The sequence below is a fragment of the Micromonospora sp. NPDC005197 genome, from assembly GCF_040608295.1.
In the GTDB taxonomy this organism is placed as follows: Bacteria; Actinomycetota; Actinomycetes; order Mycobacteriales; family Micromonosporaceae; genus Micromonospora.
The window spans coordinates 46026-63525 of sequence record NZ_JBEXHY010000018.1 but is presented as its reverse complement, the minus strand read 5'-3'; the positions used below and the strand labels follow the sequence as shown (position 1 = coordinate 63525).

Here is a 17500-nt window from a genome sequence, read left to right as displayed (position 1 = left end):
CCCGAGGCCCCATCCGACACAGTGACATCGCACGATATGGGCTGCTGGCGGCGGGGTGGACCTCGTACACCACATTCCCAGTCACTAGCCGTACACTCTGGCGGGCGTGTGGCGTGGCACACGCGAGCCCGGACGGGCCGGGGTACCCGGCCGCCGGTGACGACCAGGCAGAGGAAAGGGGAGCACCTGTGGCTTCCAGCAGGGACCGGCAGCGCAAACTGGCGCGGGCCAAGCTCGACCGGCAGCTGGCTCGCCGGGCCGCCGCCACGCGGCGCCGCCGGCAGATTCAGGCCGGTGTCGGCGCCTTCCTGGTCCTCGCGGTGATCGTGGCCGGCTCGGCCTGGGCGCTCGGGGCGTTCGACTCCGATCCGAAGAAGGACACCGCCGCGGAGGACACCTGCCTCTGGACGCCGCAGGACGCGACCGCCAACACCAACCTCAAGGACGTCGGCACGCCGGCGACCAAGGGCCTGCCGACCGACGGCACCCGGGCGATGACGGTCACCACCAACCAGGGTGCGCCGATCACCGCCGAGCTGAACCTGGCCAACTCCCCCTGCGCCGCGGCGAGCATCGCCCACCTGGCGAGCCGGTCATTCTACGACAACACCAAGTGCCACGAGATCACCGCCGACGGCGCGCTGCGCTGCGGTGACCCCAGCGGCACCGGCCTCGGCGGGCCGACCTACTCGTTCTACGACGAGGACGTGCCGACCGTGCCGTCGGCGTCGCCGTCGGCCAGCCCGGCGCCCGGTCAGCCGCCGACGTACCCCAAGGGGACCGTGGCGATGATCTCCAACCCGCCCGGCACCAACGGCAGCCAGTTCCTGATCTTCTTCAAGGACTTCACGACCACGGACCCGAAGTACCCGGTGATCGGCAAGGTGACCGGTGGGCTCGACGTGGTCGAGAAGATCGGTGCCCTGCCGACCGTGGACAATGGGACCGGGGCCAAGGTCAAGCCCAAGACCGACGTGGTGATCCAGAGCCTCACGGTCGGCGAGCCGGTCACCGGCGCGGCACCGGCGCCGTCCGGTGCACCGGCCAGCAGCCCGAGCGCCGGCTGACCGGTCGCCCCACCCCACCCGAGCGGCACCCCGCAGCAAACAGCCAGGAGGATCCAGGCGTGACGTCCACCAGAGAGCGGCAGCGCGCGGCGGCACGCGCCCGACTCGAGAAGGAGATGGCCGAGCGCTCGGCCAAGGCCCGCAAGCGCCGCCAGACGCAGGCGATCGTCGGCGCGGCGGCCGTGCTGGTGCTCGTGGTCGCCGGCACCGTCTGGCTGGCCACGACCCTCGGCGGCGACGACGACAAGAGCGACACCGCCGCCTCGGCGCCCGGCGCCAGCGAGTGCGTCTACAACGCGATGCCCGCCGACCAGCGGCCCCCGCAGATCAAGGACGTCGGGGTGCCCAGCAACCAGCAGTCCGCCAAGGGCGTGCAGACCATGACGATCACCACCAACCTGGGCCCGATCACGGCCAAGGTCGACCGGTCGCAGGTGCCGTGCACGGCGGGCGCCTTCACCTACCTCGCGGAGAAGAACTTCTTCGACAACAGCAAGTGCCACCGCCTGGTGACCGAGGGCATCAAGGTGCTGCAGTGCGGTGACCCGAGCGCCACCGGCAAGGGCTGGCGGGACACTGACGGCACGGGTGGCCCGAGCTTCCGGCTGCCGGAGGAGAACCTGCCCACCGACAAGCGCCCGCCGTACCCGGAGGGCGTCATCGCGATGGCCAACTCCGGCCAGCCGGGCAGCACCGGCAGCCAGTTCTTCATCGTCTACGGCGACTCGCCGCTGGACCCGGCGTACACCGTGCTGGGCACCGTCACCGGCGGCATGGACATCGTCAAGGACGTGGCCAAGGCCGGCGACGACGGGGCGTTCGCGCAGCAGGCCGGTGGCGGCCACCCGAAGAAGGAGGTCACGATCACCGACCTCACGATGAGCCCGCCGCAGGGCTGACACCCGCACGAGACGAGGAAGCGCCCGCCGGCTGAGCCGGCGGGCGCTCTCGTGTGCGGGGTACGGGGTTCAGGCGCCCGAGGTGACCCGGTACGCGTCGAAGACCCCATCGACCTTGCGGACGGTGGCCAGCAGGTGGCCCAGGTGCTTCGGGTCGGCCATCTCGAAGCTGAACCGGCTCACCGCCACCCGGTCGCGGGTGGTGGTGACGGTGGCGGACAGGATGTTGACCCGCTCGTCGGAGAGCACCCGGGTGACGTCGGCGAGCAGCTTGTGCCGGTCCAGTGCCTCGACCTGGATCGCCACCAGGAACGTGGAGGCGGACGTGAGCTTCCAGCTCACCTCGACCACCCGCTCGGCCTGGGCCCGCAGGTCCTCGGCGTTGGCGCAGTCGTCGCGGTGCACGCTCACCCCGCCGGAGCGGGTGACGAAGCCGAACACCGAGTCCGGTGGGACCGGGGTGCAGCAGCGGGCCAGCTTGATCCACACGTCGCTGACGCCACGGACCACCACGCCGGGGTCGCTGCTGCTCTGGCGGCTGCGCGGCGGCCGGGTGGCGACGGCGGTCTCGGCGATGTCCTCCGCCGCGCCCTCCTCGCCGCCGTACGCGGCCATCAGCTTCTGCACCACCGACTGCGCGGAGACCTGACTGTCGCCGACCGCCGCGTACAGCGACGCCACGTCGGCGAGGTGCAGGTCCCGGGCGATCGACATCAGCGCGTCGGAGGTGAGCATCCGCTGCAACGGCATGCCCTGCTTGCGCATCGCCTTGACGATCGCGTCCTTGCCGGCCTCGATCGCCTCCTCGCGCCGCTCCTTGTTGAAGTACTGGCGGATCTTCGTGCGGGCGCGCGGGCTCTTGACGAAGCCCAGCCAGTCCTGTGTGGGGCCGGCCGTCTCGGACTTCGACGTGAAGATCTCGATCACGTCGCCGTTGGACAGCGTCGATTCCAGCGGCACCAGCTTGCCGTTGACCCGCGCGCCGATGCACTTGTGCCCCACCTCGGTGTGCACGGCGTACGCGAAGTCCACAGGCGTCGACCCGGTCGGCAGCGGGATGACGTCACCCTTGGGGGTGAAGACGTACACCTCCTGGCTGGACAGGTCGAAGCGCAGCGCGTCCAGGAACTCGCTCGGGTCGGCCGCCTCGCGCTGCCAGTCGAGCAGCTGCCGCAGCCAGGTCATCTCGTCGATGTGCGCGGGCGGGCCGACGATCTGGGTGCCCTTGTGCTCCTTGTACTTCCAGTGCGCGGCGATGCCGAACTCCGCGGTGCGGTGCATCGCGTACGTGCGGATCTGCATCTCCACCGGCTTGCCGGTGGGCCCGATGACAGTCGTGTGCAACGACTGGTACATGTTGAACTTGGGCATCGCGATGTAGTCCTTGAACCGCCCCGGCACCGGCTGCCAGTTGGCGTGGATCACGCCGAGCGCCGCGTAGCAGTCCCGCACCGTGTCGACCAGGATCCGCACGCCGACCAGGTCGTAGATGTCGTTGAAGTCGCGACCCCGCACGATCATCTTCTGGTAGATCGAGTAGAGGTGCTTCGGCCGCCCGGTCGTCTCCGCCTTGATCTTGGCGGCCTTCAGGTCGGTGCCGACCTTCTGGGTGACCTGCCGCAGCAGCGACTCCCGCTGCGGCTGGTGCTCCCCGATCAGCCGGTTGATCTCCTCGTAGCGCTTCGGGAACAGGGTGCCGAAGGCCAGGTCCTCCAGCTCCCACTTGATCGTGTTCATACCGAGCCGGTGCGCCAGCGGCGCCAGGATCTCCAGCGTCTCCTTGGCCTTCTGCTCCTGCTTGGGGCGGGGCAGGAAGGTCAGGGTGCGCATGTTGTGCAGCCGGTCGGCCAGCTTGATCACCAGCACCCGCGGGTCCTTGGCCATCGCCACGACCATCTTGCGGATCGTCTCGGCCTTGGCGGCGTCGCCCAGCTTGACCTTGTCCAGTTTGGTGACACCGTCGACCAGCAGGGCGACCTCGCCGCCGAAGTCGGCGCGCATCGCGTCGAGGGTGTACTCGGTGTCCTCGATGGTGTCGTGCAGCAGCGCGGCCACCAGCGTGGTGGTGTCCATCCCCAGGTTGCCGAGGATGGTGGCGACGGCGAGCGGGTGGGTGATGTACGGGTCGCCGGACTTGCGGTACTGCCCGGAGTGCCACCGCGCCGCCGTGTCGAAGGCGCGCTGGAGCAGCCGCGCGTCGGCCTTCGGGTGGTTCTCGCGGTGACTCGCGATGAGCGGCTCCAGCACCTCGCTGACCTGCGAGGTCTGCCAGGGCGCGTTGAACCGGGCCAGCCGGGCGCGCACCCGCCGACCGGTGGGCGCGTTGGACAGCCCGAAGCCACCGCTCGGCGACGGGTCGACGCCGGCGTCGGTCGGAAACGGGACCACGACCCCGTCGGCGCCCGGGGACGCCTCCGTGGTGGCGCTCGCCGTGACGCCGGTCGGAGCCGCCGCGTCGTCGGCAGGAGCCCTGCCGGAGCCGTTGTCGGTGCCCGCCACCCGGGCCGGCGCGTCGCCGTTCCGGTCGGTCACCGAGCCGTCAGCGTCGCCTGTCGGGTGCACCGTGCCCTCCGCCGGAGGGACGACATCGTGGGACACCGGCCTCCTCACCGCTCGCCGGAAACACACCGGCCGAACATCGGCCGGCCTGGTCTCGCGTCGCCGGACGGTGTACCGCCAGCGTCAGCAAAGGGCAATGCTACCCGCACGGACGGTCCCCTGCCGCTCCGCCGGACGGTCGGCGCGACCTCCGCCCGGTGGGCCGGGTTCAAACGGTCAGCAGGGCATGGACCGGACGCGGCGCCAGCCGTTCCCGCGCGCCCAGGAAGCCGAGCTCCAGCAGCACGGTGAAGCCGGTGACCGTCCCGCCGGCCCGCTCGACCAGGTCCAGCGTCGCCTCGGCGGTGCCGCCAGTGGCCAGCACGTCGTCGACGACAAGCACCCGGTGGCCGGCGGTGAAGGCGTCCTCGTGCACCTCCAGGGTGGCCTCGCCGTACTCGAGGGCGTACGACACCGAGTGCGCCGGGCGGGGCAGCTTGCCCGCCTTGCGCACGGGCACCACGCCCACCCCGGCCGCGTACGCGACAGCTGCCGCGACGACGAAGCCGCGCGCCTCGATGCCCACCACGACGTCGAAGCCGTCCCGCCCGTGGTACGCGACGATCTCGTCGACCACCTCGCGGAACGCCTTCCCGTCGGCGAACAGCGGCATCAGGTCCTTGAACAGGACACCGGGCTGGGGAAAGTCCGGCACGTCCAGCACCCGGCTGGCCACCAACCGGGCGGCCTCCGGGCCGCTGTCCCCGCGCGCCGCGGTGCTGTGGGTCTCCGTCACGGCTGTCTCGTTTCCCTTCCCACGACGACGGCGTCCGGCATGCTGCTCGCACAGCATGCCGGACGCCGTTCGGGCGTTTCCTCCCGGGGCGACCCCGGGGGTCGGTCAGCGCCGCTTGGCGCCGCCGGGCCGGTTACCGCCGCCGCCGGGACGACCGCCCCGGGCGCCGGTCGGCCGCTTGCCCGCCGGCCGCGCGCCCACCTTCGGGGCGGCGCCGGCCAGCGCGGCGGAGTCGGGATCGAGCGGCGCGTCGGCCGCCTCGCCCTCGACCGGGGCCGGGGCACCCTTGCCGGTGACCTCGCCACGGCCCGGCGTACCCCGACGGGCCTGCACCCGCTTGTTGTGCGCCTGGATGCGGGGGTCGTAGTTCTTCAGCAGCGCCAGCAGCGGCGTCGCCACCAGGATGGAGGTCAGGAACGCCACCGCCATACCCACGAACAGCACCAGGCCGAGGTCCTTCAGCGTGCCGGCGCCAAGCAGGCCGGCGCCGATGAAGAGCAGACCACCGACGGGCAGCAGCGCCACCACGGAGGTGTTCAGCGACCGCATGAGGCTCTGGTTGACGGCCAGGTTGGCCGCCTCGCCGTACGTCATGTTGTTGTTGGCGGTGATGCCCCGGGTGTTCTCCTGCACCTTGTCGAAGACCACCACCACGTCGTAGAGCGCGAAGCCCAGGATCGTGAGGAAGCCGATGATCGTCGACGGGGTGACCTCGAAGCCGACGAGGGAGTAGATGCCGGCGGTGAGGATCAGGTTGGTGAACAGTGAGGCGACGGCGGCGACGGCCATCCGCCACTCGAAGCGCAGGATCAGGTAGACCATCACCAACGCGATGAAGATGACCAGACCGAGCAGGGCCCGCGAGGTGACCTGGCTGCCCCACGCCTCGCTGACCTGGTTGTCGCTGATCTGGTCCGCGTTGATGCCGAACCGCTGGGCGATGTCGGCCTTGACCGCGGTGGCCTGCTCCGCGCTGAGCTGACCGGTACGCAGCTCGTACGAGTCGCCGCCCGTGCCGCCGACCTTCTGCGCGGTCACCACCTCGGCGCCGCCGCCCTTGGCCGCGAGCGCGGCGTCGACCTGCTCCTCAGCCTGGTTCAGGGTGCCGACGCTGGCCGGCACCTGGAACGAGTTGCCGCCGGCGAACTCGATGCCGAGGCTGAACCCGCGGATCGAGAAGCTCAGAATCGCGATCAGGATCAGGATCCCGGCGACGCCGAACCAGAGCTTGCGCCGGCCGACGACGTTGAGACCGGCCTCGCCGTTGTAGAGGCGGCTCGCCAGACCGTTCTGAGCCATCTCAGGCCTCCTTGGCGCGCGGGTTGCGGGGCTGAGTCTGCTGGCTGCGGGCCGGGAGTGCCCGACCCAGGCCGCTGACCCGCGGGGACAGGAACGCCCGGGTCCGGGCGAACATCGTCATGATCGGGTGCCGGAAGAGGAAGACCACGACCAGGTCCAGCACCGTGGCCAGGCCGAGGGCGAACGCGAAGCCCTTGACCGTGCCGACCGAGACCACGTAGAGCACCACTGCGGAGAGCAGCGTGATCGCGTTTGCCGAGATGATCGTCCGGCGGGCGCGGACCCAGGCGCGGGGCACCGCGCTACGCGGGCTGCGTCCCTCCCGGATCTCGTCTTTCAGTCGTTCGAAGTAGATGACGAACGAGTCCGCCGCCACACCGAGCGAGACGATCATGCCGGCGATGCCGGCGAGGGTGAGCGTGAAGCCGATCTGCCGACCGAGCACCACAAGCGCGCCGAAGACGAGCAGCGCGGACAGGATCAGGCTCAGGAAGATCACCGAGCCGAGCAGCCGGTAGTAGAAGAACGCGTAGATGATGACCAGCAGCATGCCGATGCCGGCCGCGAGCAGACCCGCGCGGAGGTGGCTGGCACCCAGGGTCGCGGTGACGTTCTGCGACTCCTGCGGCTCGAAGGTCACCGGCAGCGCGCCGTACCGGAGCTGACCGGCGAGCGCGCTGGCGTCCTTCTGGGTGAAGTTGCCGGTGATCTGGGAGTTGCCGGTCAGCACGCCCTGGATCTCGGGGGAGGAGACGATCTCGTTGTCCAGCACGACGGCCACCCGGCACTTGCCGTCCTGGCCGAGGGCGGTCGCGTCGCAGGCCTGGCCCTCGTTGGTGAACGCCTCACGGGTCAACGCGGTCCACTTGCCCTGGCCGTCGCCGGTGAAGTCGAGGCTGACCACCCAGGCGTTGGTCTGGTCGAGCACCGCGTTGGCGTCGTCCACGTCGGTGCCCAGCACCTTGGCCTGGTCGAGCAGGTACTTCGAGGCGCCGTCCTCGCAGGACACGACCTGCTGCTTCGGGTCGGAGATCGAGGCCGGGGGGCGCTTGTCGAGCTGGGCGCAGCCGATCGTCGGCACGTTGAACTGCATCTGCGCCGGCAGCACGGCAACCTCTTGCGGGCTCAGCGTGCTGAACGGCTTGAGCTTGTCGCCCAGCGACGGGTCGGCGCTCAGGTCGGCGGGGGCCTGCAGACCGCTGGCGGCCTGCCAGGCGGCGGCGCCGACCTTCTGCTCGACGGCCTTGCGCTGCTCCTCGATGCTCGCCGGCACCGGCTCGGCGCTGGCGCTCGCCGACGGGGCGGCGGCGCTCGCCGAGGCCGAGGGGGTCGGTGTCGCGCTGGCGGACGGCGCGGGCGCCATCCCGCCCTGTCCACCGCTGCCCGACGGGGTCGCCGAGGGGGCGCCGCTGCCCGACGGGGTCGCCGAGGGGGCACCGGACGGGGTGACGCTGCCCGGGGCTGCCGTGGCGGCCGGCGGGGCGGCGACCGTCCCGCTGCCGTCGGCGGCCTTGAGCACCTTGCGGAAACGCAGCTCGGCGGCGCTGCCCACCTCGTCGAGGTTCCGGTTCTCACCGGGCAGGGAGATGACGATGTTCCGGTTGCCCTCGGTGACCACCTCGGCCTCGGCCACGCCGAGCCCGTTGACCCGGTTCTCGATGATCTGCCGGGCCTCCTCAAGGTTTTGGGCCGTCGGGGGCTTGCCATCGACGCTGTTGGTCGCCTGCAGCGTCATCCGGGTGCCGCCGATCAGGTCCAGGCCGAGCTTGGGCTCCAGCCGGTCCTTGAAGCTGCCGCTGGCACCGCCCGCGAAGAACACCAGAAGGTAGAGGACCACGAAGATGAACCCGAGCACGGCGAGCTGCCGGCCGGGGCGCATCTGTCCCTGAGGTGGTGCCACGGTTGTCCTGTCTCCCTGTACGGTCGCGCCGCTGCGCGCGGCGGCGGCGAGTGTCGGGCCGGGGGTCCCGGCCAACGGGTCTGACCTGGGCCGACGGGGTGCCGACACAGTGGCCGGACACGCCGGCATGGGGACGCCGACGGCCACGGGAACGTGCCGACGCCCGGCGTCGACCCAACTATCCAGTTTTCACGTCACGTCCGCTGCCCCGTTGGGCGCGGTGGCCGGGGAGCCGGTCACCCGGCCGTACGCCGGAACCGTCACCCCCGCGGGAGGGTCACTCCTTGACGGTGTCCGCGTCCTCGGTGACCGGCTCGCTCGGCAGCTCCGCGCGGGTGACCACCCGGGCGATGGCCGGTCGGGCGTAGCGGGTCTGCACGCCCGGAGCGATCTCGAGCAGCACGGCGTCGTCCTCGACGCCGGTGACCGTGCCGTAGAGCCCGCCGATGGTGACAACCTCGTCGCCCGGGCCCAACGCGGACTGCATGGCCTCCGCATCGCGGCGACGCTTCTGCTGCGGACGGATCATCATGAAATACATGACGCCGAAGAGCAGGACGATCATCAGGATCGGCGTGAAGCCGCCGGCCCCACCACCCGCTGCAAGGTATTGCACGGTTACTGCCTTCCCATTGGCCACCTGTCCGGCACGGGAGTGCCGGAGCGGAGGCGGATTCTCACATCCTGTACAGACCGCGGCGAAGTCTAATCCCTGCACCTGAGAACACCGAATGCGGCACAGATCACGTTCACATCACGGCTGATCGGTGTCCAGGGAGAACAGACCGGGCGGAGACGGGATATCCATCCCAAATGTACCATTCGGTGGAGTACGCCCCAGGTGCCTCCAGGCGGCTTCCGTGGCCACCCGCCCCCGCGGGGTACGCGCCAGCAGGCCGGCACGCACCAGGAACGGCTCGCAGACCTCCTCGACCGTGTCCGGCTGCTCCCCCACCGCCACGGCGAGGGTGGACAACCCGACCGGGCCGCCCCGGAACGAGTCCACCAGCGCGGTCAGCACCGCCCGGTCCAGCCGGTCCAGGCCCAGCGCGTCGACGTCGTACACCGTCAGGGCCTTGCGGGCGGTGCCCAGGGTGACCACGCCGTCGGCCCGGACCTCGGCGTAGTCGCGGACCCGGCGCAGCAGCCGGTTGGCGATCCGGGGGGTGCCCCGGGACCGGCCGGCGATCTCCGCCGCGCCGTCGGCGGTGATCGGCACCCCGAGGATGCGCGCCGAACGGTGCAGCAGCGTCTCCAGATCCGCCGGGGCGTAGAAGTCGAGGTGCGCGACGAAGCCGAACCGGTCCCGCATGGGCCCGGTCAACAGACCCGAGCGGGTGGTCGCGCCGACCAGGGTGAACGGCTCGACGTCCAGCGGGATCGCGGTGGCGCCCGGCCCCTTGCCGACCACCACGTCGACCCGGAAGTCCTCCATCGCGCTGTAGAGCAGCTCCTCCGCCGGCCGGGCGATCCGGTGGATCTCGTCGATGAAGAGCACATCGCCCTCGGCGAGGCTGGTCAGGATCGCCGCCAGGTCACCGGAACGCTCGATCGCCGGGCCGCTGGTCACGCGGATGCCGGCGCCCAGCTCCGCGGCGACGATGTTGGCCAGGCTCGTCTTGCCAAGCCCGGGTGGGCCGGAGAGCAGGATGTGATCCGGCGGGGACCCCCGCCGCATGGCGCCCTGCAACAACAGGTCGAGCTGATCGCGCACCCGGTCCTGGGCGATGAACTCGGCCAGCCGCCGGGGCCGCACGGTGGCCTCCGCGTCCCGGTCGGCATCACTGACGTACGCCGAGACGAGCCCGTCGGTCTCGCTCACCGTGCCGCCTCCCGTCGCCCCTGGGCGGTCATCGGGTACGACCCAGCAGGCGGATGGCCTGCTTGAGCAGGACCGGCACGGGCGGGGTGGCGCCGTCGATGGTCTCCGCCACCGCGGCCACCGCCTGGTCGGCCTGCCCGGCCGTCCAGCCCAGACCGACCAGCGCCTGCCGTACCTGATCGGGCCAGGCGCCGCCGGTCACGCCGCCCACCCCGTCGGCGCCGATCGACACCGGACCGATCCGGTCCCGCAATTCCAGCACCAGGCGCTCGGCGCCCTTCTTGCCGATCCCGGGCACCCGGGTCAACGCGGCGGTGTCGGCGTTGGCGATGGCCTTTCGCACCGCGTCCGGCGTGTGCACGGCCAGCACGGCCTGGGCCAGCCGTGGGCCGACCCCGCTGGCGGTCTGCAACAGCTCGAACAGCGCCTTGGCGTCGTCGTCGGCGAAACCGTAGAGGGTCAGGGAATCCTCCCGGACCACCAGGCTGGTGGCCAGCCGCGCCGGCTGCCCCACCCGCAGCTCGGCGAGGGTCCCGGGGGCGCAGTGCACGGCCAGGCCGACCCCGCCGACCTCGATCACGGCCAGATCCGGACCTGTCGCGGTCACCGTGCCGCGCACGCTGGCGATCATCGTGCTCCTCCTCGTCGTGCCCGATCGGCCGCGGCGGCCAGCTTGGAACGGGTGCCACCGCGCCACACGTGGCAGATGGCCAGGGCGAGAGCGTCGGCGGCGTCGGCCGGCTTCGGTGGCTCGTCCAGCCGCAGCAGCCGGGTCACCATGGCGGTCACCTGCGCCTTGTCGGCCTGACCGGAACCGGTCACCGCCGCCTTCACCTCGCTCGGGGTGTACGTCTGCACCGGCAGCCCCGCCCGCGCCCCGGCCAGCACGGCGATGCCGCTGGCCTGCGCGGTGCCCATCACCGTCCGGACGTTGTGCTGGCTGAACACCCGCTCGACGGCGACGCTCTCCGGCTGGTGCTCGGCGACCAGCTTGGTCAGCGACCGGTCCAGGTGCAGCAGGCGCAGCGGCAGGTCGTCGGCCGGGTCGGTGTAGACCACGTAGTAGGCGATGAGCGTGCAGGGCCGACCGGGCACCCCCTCGACGACGCCCACCCCACACCGCGTCAACCCCGGGTCGACCCCCAGCACCCGCACGCCGCCCCCTCCCCCAGCCGTCAGCAGTACGTGTGTTCGACACCCTAACTGTCGGCCTTCCCACCGGCCCCACGGGACACGCCCTCCCATACCCCACACCCCGCGCCACGATCTGGGCAACGTCCCGGAGGTTGCTGCCTCCGACGCCCGAGAGACAGCCTTTCGGCGCGCGGCTCGGCGGGGCGGGCGCGGGCCATGGGGGCAGGGGGCCACACAGCAGGGGTACGGAGTATGTGTCGCTGCCCCATGTGCCGCAGGGCACACAGCTCGTAACTTCTTGCGCCATGACGGCAGAACCCGTGGCGGTCCCCCACGTCGTACAGGTCGACCTCGCTGGTCGGACCGCCCTGGTCACCGGGGGCGGCAGCGGCATCGGGCGGGCCTGCGCCCTGCGGTTGGGCGCGGCCGGCGCCAAGGTGCTCGTGGTGGATCGCAACCTGGAGGCGGCCAAGGCGGTGGCCGCCGAGGCCGGCGGACGCGCCGAGGGCGTGGACCTGGCCGACGCGGCGGCCGTGGACGCGCTCGACGTGGACGTGGACATCGTGGTGAACAACGCCGGGCTCCAGCACGTGGCGCCGCTGCAGGACTTCCCCGTCGAGCGCTTCGAGTACATCCAGCGGGTGATGGTGGAGGCGCCGTTTCTGCTGATCCGCCGCGCGTTGCCGCACATGTACGCCCGGGGCTGGGGCCGGATCGTCAACATCTCGTCGGTGCACGGCCTGCGCGCCTCGCCCTACAAGGCGGCCTACGTCTCGGCGAAGCACGCCCTCGAAGGGCTGTCGAAGGTGGTGGCGCTGGAGGGGGCCGCGCACGGGGTGACCGCCAACTGCATCAACCCGGCGTACGTGCGGACCGCCCTGGTGGAGAGCCAGATCGCCGATCAGGCGGCCAGCCACGGCATCGGCGAGGCCGAGGTGATCGAGAAGGTCATGCTGGCGCGGGCCGCCATCAAGCGGCTGATCGAGCCGGAGGAGGTGGCCGAGCTGTTGGCGTACCTCTGTTCGCCGCCGGCGGCCTTCATCACGGGCGCGTCGATCGCGCTCGACGGGGGCTGGACGGCCAACTAGTGGGCCTGAGCACAATGTCGACCATGTCGTCGCCGGTGGAGTTCCTCGAACTGCTCGCTCGCGAGGCCGCCGCGGTGGAGTTCGAGGGCCCGTTGGTGGCCGCGCGCGCCGCCGGGATGCCCGCCGACCGGCTGGCCGAGCTGGAGCAGGCCAAGACTGTGGCGTTGCGGGTTCGCGCGCTGCTGGAGCGCCGCCGCCGTCGGGAGACCGAGCTGTCCGGCCTGTACGACACGGTCAGCGACCTGGCCGGGCTGCGCGACCTGGACGACGTGCTGCGGGCGATCGTGCACCGGGCCCGTCACCTGCTCGGCGCCGACGTGGCGTACATGACGCTCAACGACGACGAGCGCGGCGACACCTACATGCGGGTGACCGACGGGTCGGTCTCGGCCCGCTTCCAGCGGCTGCGGCTGCCGATGGGCGCCGGCCTCGGTGGCCTGGTGGCCCAGTCCGGCGCCCCGTACGTGACCGCCAACTACGGCGAGGACGCGCGCTTTCACCACACCGGGGAGATCGACGCCGGTGTGGGCGAGGAGGGCCTGGTGGCGATCCTCGGGGTGCCGCTGCGACTCGGTTCCACCTCGATCGGGGTGCTCTACTCGGCCAACCGCTCGGCCCGGCCGTTCGCCCGCGAGGAGGTGGCGCTGCTGGTCTCCCTCGCCGCGCACGCCGCGGTGGCGATCGACACGGCCCGGCTGCTGGCCGAGACCCGCTCGGCGTTGGCCGAGTTGTCGGCGGCGAACACCACCATCCGGGCGCACAGCAGCTCGGTGGAGCGGGCCGCGGCGGCGCACGACCGGATGACGGCGCTGGTGCTGCGCGGCGGCGGGGTGGAGGACGTGGCCGCCGCGGTGACCGAGGTGCTGGGCGGGGCGCTGTTGGCGTTGGACGCCCAGGGCCGGTTGCTGGCCCGGGTGGGCGAGATCGACGAGCCGGACCGGGCGGACATCGTCGAGGCGGTGGCCGCCTCGCGTACGGAGGGACGCAGCGTGCGCCGCGGCCCGCTCTGGTACGCGGCGGTGGTGGCCGGCGCGGAGAACCTGGGCGCGTTGGTGCTGCGTCCCGACGACGAGTTGGTCGACGCCGACCAGCGGATCCTGGAGCGGGCCGCGCTGGTGACCGCGCTGCTGCTGCTGTTCCGCCGGACCGTGGCCGAGGCGGAGGGGCGGGTCCGTGGCGAGTTGCTGGACGACCTGATCGCCCGGCCGCTGCGCGACACCGACGCGCTGCGCAGCCGGGCCCGGCGGCTCGGCGTGGACCTGGACGCGCCGCACGTGCTGGTGGCGGTGGGCGACGACGCGATCGCGGCGACCGGCTCGGCCCGGCAGCGGGTGCTCTCCTGGGCCACCACGTACGCTTCAGCGCGCGGTGGCCTGGCCGCGGCGCGCGACGGTCGGGTGGTCCTGATGCTGCCCGGCCAGGATGCCGGTGGCAGCGCCCGCGCGGTCGCGCGGGACCTGTCGCGGGTGACCGGCCGGCCGGTGACGGCCGGGGCGAGCGGCCCGTCGACCGGGCCGGGGACGCTGGCCGGGACGTTCCACGAGGCGGACCGCTGTCTGACGGCGCTGGGCGCGCTGGGCCGCGCCGGTCAGGGCGCCAGCACCGCGGAGCTCGGCTTCGTCGGTCTGCTGCTGGGCACGGTCGGTGACCGGGGTGAGCGGGACGTGGCCCAGTTCCTCACCGCCACGGTCGGGCCGGTGGTCGACTACGACGCCCGGCGCGGGACGGCGCTGGTGAAGACGCTGGAGGCGTACTTCGGGGTGGGCGGCAGCCTGGCCCGGGCCGCCGAGCAGTTGCACGTGCACGTCAACACGGTGACCCAGCGGCTGGAGCGGGTCGGGCAACTGCTCGGCGCGGACTGGCAGCGGCCCGAGCGGGCGTTGGAGGTGCAGTTGGCGCTGCGCCTGCACCGCCTGCGCGCCCCTGCGGGTTGACCCCGCCGGGGGCGCGCGGTCGGGTCAGCGGGCGCGGATGCCGTCGAGGACGCCGTCGACGACCTGCGTGGGCAGGTTTCGCTCGTCCAGCTCCGGGTTCCACTGCAGGACCCGTTGGATCAGCATCGGCCCGGTGAGCAGCGCCATGGTCACCTCGACGTCGATGTCGGGGCGCAGCAGCCCCTCGTCGATGCCGCGCCGCAGCACCTCGCGCATCAGCTGACGCCGGGGCTCGATGATGGTCTGGTAGAGCTGGTATTGGTCCGGGCTGCGGTTCACCGCCGGCACCAGGCAGGGCATGATCTTCGCGGCGCGGGGGTCGACGTTCTGCCCGACCGCGCCGACCAGCAGGAGCAGGTCGTCGCGGACGGAGTGACCGGCTGGCTGCGGCATGATGCCCTTGAGCCGGCGCAGCGCGTCCAGCAGCAACGCGTCCTTGCCGGCCCAGCGGCGGTAGATGGTGGCCTTGCCGACGCCGGCGCGGGTGGCGATCGCCTCGATCGAGAGCGCCTCGACGGTGCTTCCCTCGGCGAGCAGGTCGAGGGTCGCCTCGATGATCGCCTCGTCGGCGCGGATGCTCCGCGGTCGCCCGGGCGACCGCCGAGCATCGGCGGTGGACGTCATGTCGGACATTGTCCCCTAACCTAGGCCGTCCCGGCCAACTCGGGCTCGGCGGCGGGGGCCGCCGAGGCCGGAGCCAGCGCGTCGCGACCCGGCATCCATCGCAGCACCACCAGCACGCCGAGGGCCGCGACGACCGCGGACAGCGCCGCCGCCCAGTGCATGGCGGTGACGAAGGCGTCGTTGGCCGCCGAGATCAGCGTCGGCGCCGCCGGGCCGAGCTTCGCGGCCGCAGCGTACGCCCCGGAGATCGACTCGTTGGCCGCGTCCTGGGCCTGTGCGGGCAGGCCGGTCAACGCGTCGCCCACGTCACTGCGGTAGACCGCGGAGAGCACCGAGCCGAGGACCGCCACGCCGAGCGCGCCGGCCACCTGGCGGACGGTGTTGCTCACCGCGGAGCCCACGCCGGCCTTCTCGCGGGGCAGCGCCGACATGATGGACTCGGTGGCCGGCGGCATGATGTTGGCCATCCCGACGCCCTGGATGAAGAAGACGACAAGCACGATCCAGATCGGGGTGGACGCGCCGATGAAGGCGAACGCGGCCAGCGCCACCACTGTCAGCCCCAGCCCCACGGCGGCGACCGCCCGGCCGCCGTAGCGGCGGACCATCGCGGCGCTGCGCGGCGCGAAGATCAGCTGGGCGCCGGCGAAGGGCAGGAAGAGCAGGCCGGTCTGCAGCGGGCTGTAGTCGCGGACCAACTGCAGGTAGAACGAGCTGAAGAACATCACGCCCATCGCGGCGAAGAACACCAGGCCGACGATCGCCACCGGCGCGGCGAAGCGCGGCACCTTGAACAGCCGGACGTCCAGCGACGGGTGGTCGGAGCGCAGCTCGTGCCGCACGAACCAGGCCAGCACGGCGAGGCCCACCAGGATCGAGCCCCAGGCCACCGGACGGTCGAAGCCATGCTCGCCACCGTCGATGATGCCGTAGGAGAGGGCCACCAGGCCGACCACGGAGAGCAGGACGCCGAGCAGGTCGACGCGGCCGGGGCGCGGGTCACGCGATTCGGGGACGAGCAGCGCCACCAGGAGAACGCCGGCGACGACCACCGGGACGTTGATCAGGAAGACCGAGCCCCACCAGAAGTGCTCCAGCAGCGTGCCGCCGAGGATCGGGCCGATCGCCACGGCCAGGCCGACCGCGCCGGCCCAGATGCCGATGGCCCGGCCGCGCTCACGCGGGTCGAACACGTTGGAGATGATCGAGAGCGTCACTGGCATGATGGCCGCGCCGCCGACCCCCATCAGGGCGCGGGCCGCGATGAGCTGCGCGGGGCTGTGTGCGTACGCGGAGAGCAGCGACGCCAGGCCGAACAGCGCCAGCCCGATCATCAGGAAGCGCTTGCGGCCGGCGCGGTCGCCGAGCACCCCGAAGGTGAACAGCAGTCCGGCGAAGACCAGCGTGTAGGAGTTGATGGACCACTCCAGCTCGCCCTGGCTGGCCCCGAGGCCGTGCACCGGGTCGGCCAGGGTGCGCAGCGCGACGTTGAGGATCGTGTTGTCGAGGACGACGACGAGGAGGCTGATCACCAGCACCCCCAGGATCGCCCACCTCCTCGGATGTCCCGTGTTCTCGTGCAGTTCCATGCCCGGTTCTCCCCCCGGTTGCACCCGACGCAATACGATACGAGCCAGACTCGTATCGCGGGACAGCCTAAGGGCGGGCATTAACGATACGGAACCGATCCGTATCGTATGTGGCGGGCATCACCTCCGCTGCGCCGCCAGACAGGCGGCGACGGCGGCCGGCAGCCCGCCCAGATGGCCCACCGGCGCGGCCAGCGGCTCGATCCAGCCCGGCCCGGCGCCGTACACCCGCAGGCGCGGAAAGTCCCGGGCGAAGCGCACGAGGCGGTACGCGCGGCCGGTGACCGGCGTCTGCGACCAGAGCACGACGGTGTGCGGGCGAGCCCGGTACACCGCGCTGGTCAGGGCGGGCCAGGGCAGCGCGGGCCCCAGGTGCAGGCAGCCGCGGCCCTGCTCCCGCAGGGCGGCGGCGAGCGCGTGCAGGCCGAGGGAGTGCGTCTCCTGCTCGGCCCCGGCCAGCAGCACCCCGCCGACGGGCAGGGAGCGGCCGGGCTCGCGGCGGTACACGTCCAGTCCGACCCGGACACCCTCGGCCAGGGCGTGCTCGACGGCGATCTCGGCGGCGCCGCGCCCCGACAACCGCCCCAGCAACGGCCGACAGACCTGCTCCCAGAGCGCCGGCACGCCCCACTCGGCGGCCAGCTCCCGCGTCAGCGCGGCGACACGGTTACCGTCCAGGTCCTCGGCCGCCAGCGAGACCCGCTTGAGCGCGGTCTGCACGGCGTCGGCCGGCATCGGCTCGGTCAGCATCGGCTCGGTCAGCACAGACGTACCCCCGGGTAGACGTTCTCTACCCGGGGGTTCGCCGCG

Annotated in this window: 15 protein-coding genes; 4 read left to right on the top strand and 11 right to left on the bottom strand. The window is 72.1% G+C overall.

Annotated elements, in window-relative coordinates:
* The first annotated feature begins 188 nt into the window (after positions 1 to 188).
* The gene (locus ABZU46_RS09725) at positions 189 to 1067 is read left to right on the top strand and encodes a peptidylprolyl isomerase (protein WP_354856032.1); all 879 of its coding nucleotides are present in this window, start codon (positions 189 to 191) and stop codon (positions 1065 to 1067) included.
* A 59-nt stretch (positions 1068 to 1126) separates the two neighbouring features.
* Positions 1127 to 1966, top strand: coding sequence for a peptidylprolyl isomerase (locus tag ABZU46_RS09720; protein ID WP_354856031.1), 840 nt, complete (start codon positions 1127 to 1129; stop codon positions 1964 to 1966).
* Between the two features lie 69 nt (positions 1967 to 2035).
* On the opposite strand, the gene ABZU46_RS09715 is transcribed toward ABZU46_RS09720, so the two are convergent.
* From ABZU46_RS09715 to ruvC, 8 genes are all read right to left on the bottom strand, one after another.
* The gene (locus tag ABZU46_RS09715) at positions 2036 to 4564 is read right to left on the bottom strand and encodes a bifunctional (p)ppGpp synthetase/guanosine-3',5'-bis(diphosphate) 3'-pyrophosphohydrolase (protein WP_354856030.1); all 2529 of its coding nucleotides are present in this window, start codon (positions 4562 to 4564) and stop codon (positions 2036 to 2038) included.
* Positions 4565 to 4733: 169 nt separating this feature from the next.
* A complete protein-coding gene (locus tag ABZU46_RS09710) occupies positions 4734 to 5300 on the bottom strand; it encodes an adenine phosphoribosyltransferase (protein ID WP_354856029.1) in 567 nt (188 codons plus the stop codon).
* Positions 5301 to 5405: 105 nt separating this feature from the next.
* Complete coding sequence (secF, locus tag ABZU46_RS09705) at positions 5406 to 6599, bottom strand: protein translocase subunit SecF (protein WP_354856028.1); 1194 nt, start codon at positions 6597 to 6599, stop codon at positions 5406 to 5408.
* A gap of 1 nt (position 6600) precedes the next feature.
* A complete protein-coding gene (gene secD / locus ABZU46_RS09700; RefSeq protein WP_354856027.1) occupies positions 6601 to 8499 on the bottom strand; it encodes a protein translocase subunit SecD in 1899 nt (632 codons plus the stop codon).
* A 277-nt stretch (positions 8500 to 8776) separates the two neighbouring features.
* Positions 8777 to 9115, bottom strand: coding sequence for a preprotein translocase subunit YajC (yajC, locus tag ABZU46_RS09695; protein ID WP_354856026.1), 339 nt, complete (start codon positions 9113 to 9115; stop codon positions 8777 to 8779).
* A 138-nt stretch (positions 9116 to 9253) separates the two neighbouring features.
* Positions 9254 to 10321 (bottom strand): Holliday junction branch migration DNA helicase RuvB, encoded by a 1068-nt coding sequence (ruvB, locus tag ABZU46_RS09690; protein ID WP_354856025.1) that lies wholly within the window; start codon positions 10319 to 10321, stop codon positions 9254 to 9256.
* Between the two features lie 28 nt (positions 10322 to 10349).
* A complete protein-coding gene (gene ruvA / locus ABZU46_RS09685) occupies positions 10350 to 10952 on the bottom strand; it encodes a Holliday junction branch migration protein RuvA (protein WP_354856024.1) in 603 nt (200 codons plus the stop codon).
* Positions 10949 to 11476, bottom strand: coding sequence for a crossover junction endodeoxyribonuclease RuvC (ruvC, locus tag ABZU46_RS09680; RefSeq protein WP_234583505.1), 528 nt, complete (start codon positions 11474 to 11476; stop codon positions 10949 to 10951). Before ruvC ends, ruvA begins: the two co-directional genes overlap by 4 nt.
* Positions 11477 to 11760: 284 nt before the next feature.
* Between ruvC and ABZU46_RS09675 the strand changes: the two genes are divergently transcribed.
* Together ABZU46_RS09675 and ABZU46_RS09670 are read left to right on the top strand one after the other, a co-directional pair.
* Positions 11761 to 12543 carry a 3-hydroxybutyrate dehydrogenase gene (locus ABZU46_RS09675; RefSeq protein WP_354856023.1) on the top strand — a complete coding sequence of 261 codons (783 nt, stop codon included), beginning with the start codon at positions 11761 to 11763 and terminating at the stop codon, positions 12541 to 12543.
* Positions 12544 to 12557: 14 nt separating this feature from the next.
* Positions 12558 to 14477: a helix-turn-helix domain-containing protein gene (locus ABZU46_RS09670; RefSeq protein WP_354856022.1), complete on the top strand. Its 1920-nt coding sequence runs from the start codon at positions 12558 to 12560 to the stop codon at positions 14475 to 14477.
* A 24-nt stretch (positions 14478 to 14501) separates the two neighbouring features.
* Here the strand turns inward: ABZU46_RS09670 and ABZU46_RS09665 are convergent, their stop codons facing one another.
* From ABZU46_RS09665 to ABZU46_RS09655, 3 genes are all read right to left on the bottom strand, one after another.
* Complete coding sequence (locus ABZU46_RS09665) at positions 14502 to 15110, bottom strand: TetR/AcrR family transcriptional regulator (protein ID WP_354856021.1); 609 nt, start codon at positions 15108 to 15110, stop codon at positions 14502 to 14504.
* Between the two features lie 11 nt (positions 15111 to 15121).
* Positions 15122 to 16690: an MFS transporter gene (locus ABZU46_RS09660; protein ID WP_354856020.1), complete on the bottom strand. Its 1569-nt coding sequence runs from the start codon at positions 16688 to 16690 to the stop codon at positions 15122 to 15124.
* A 120-nt stretch (positions 16691 to 16810) separates the two neighbouring features.
* Positions 16811 to 17455 carry a transcriptional regulator gene (locus ABZU46_RS09655; protein ID WP_354856019.1) on the bottom strand — a complete coding sequence of 215 codons (645 nt, stop codon included), beginning with the start codon at positions 17453 to 17455 and terminating at the stop codon, positions 16811 to 16813.
* Between the last annotated feature and the right edge of the window lie 45 nt (positions 17456 to 17500).

Excerpts from the sequence above, each read along its gene's own strand:
- secF (WP_354856028.1), bottom strand. The coding sequence starts at position 6,599 with ATGGCTCAGAACGGTCTGGCGAGCCGCCTCTACAACGGCGAGGCCGGT.
- ruvA (WP_354856024.1), bottom strand. The coding sequence starts at position 10,952 with ATGATCGCCAGCGTGCGCGGCACGGTGACCGCGACAGGTCCGGATCTG.
- ABZU46_RS09675 (WP_354856023.1), top strand. The coding sequence starts at position 11,761 with ATGACGGCAGAACCCGTGGCGGTCCCCCACGTCGTACAGGTCGACCTC.
- ABZU46_RS09670 (WP_354856022.1), top strand. The coding sequence starts at position 12,558 with ATGTCGACCATGTCGTCGCCGGTGGAGTTCCTCGAACTGCTCGCTCGC.
- ABZU46_RS09665 (WP_354856021.1), bottom strand. The coding sequence starts at position 15,110 with ATGTCCGACATGACGTCCACCGCCGATGCTCGGCGGTCGCCCGGGCGA.
- ABZU46_RS09660 (WP_354856020.1), bottom strand. The coding sequence starts at position 16,690 with ATGGAACTGCACGAGAACACGGGACATCCGAGGAGGTGGGCGATCCTG.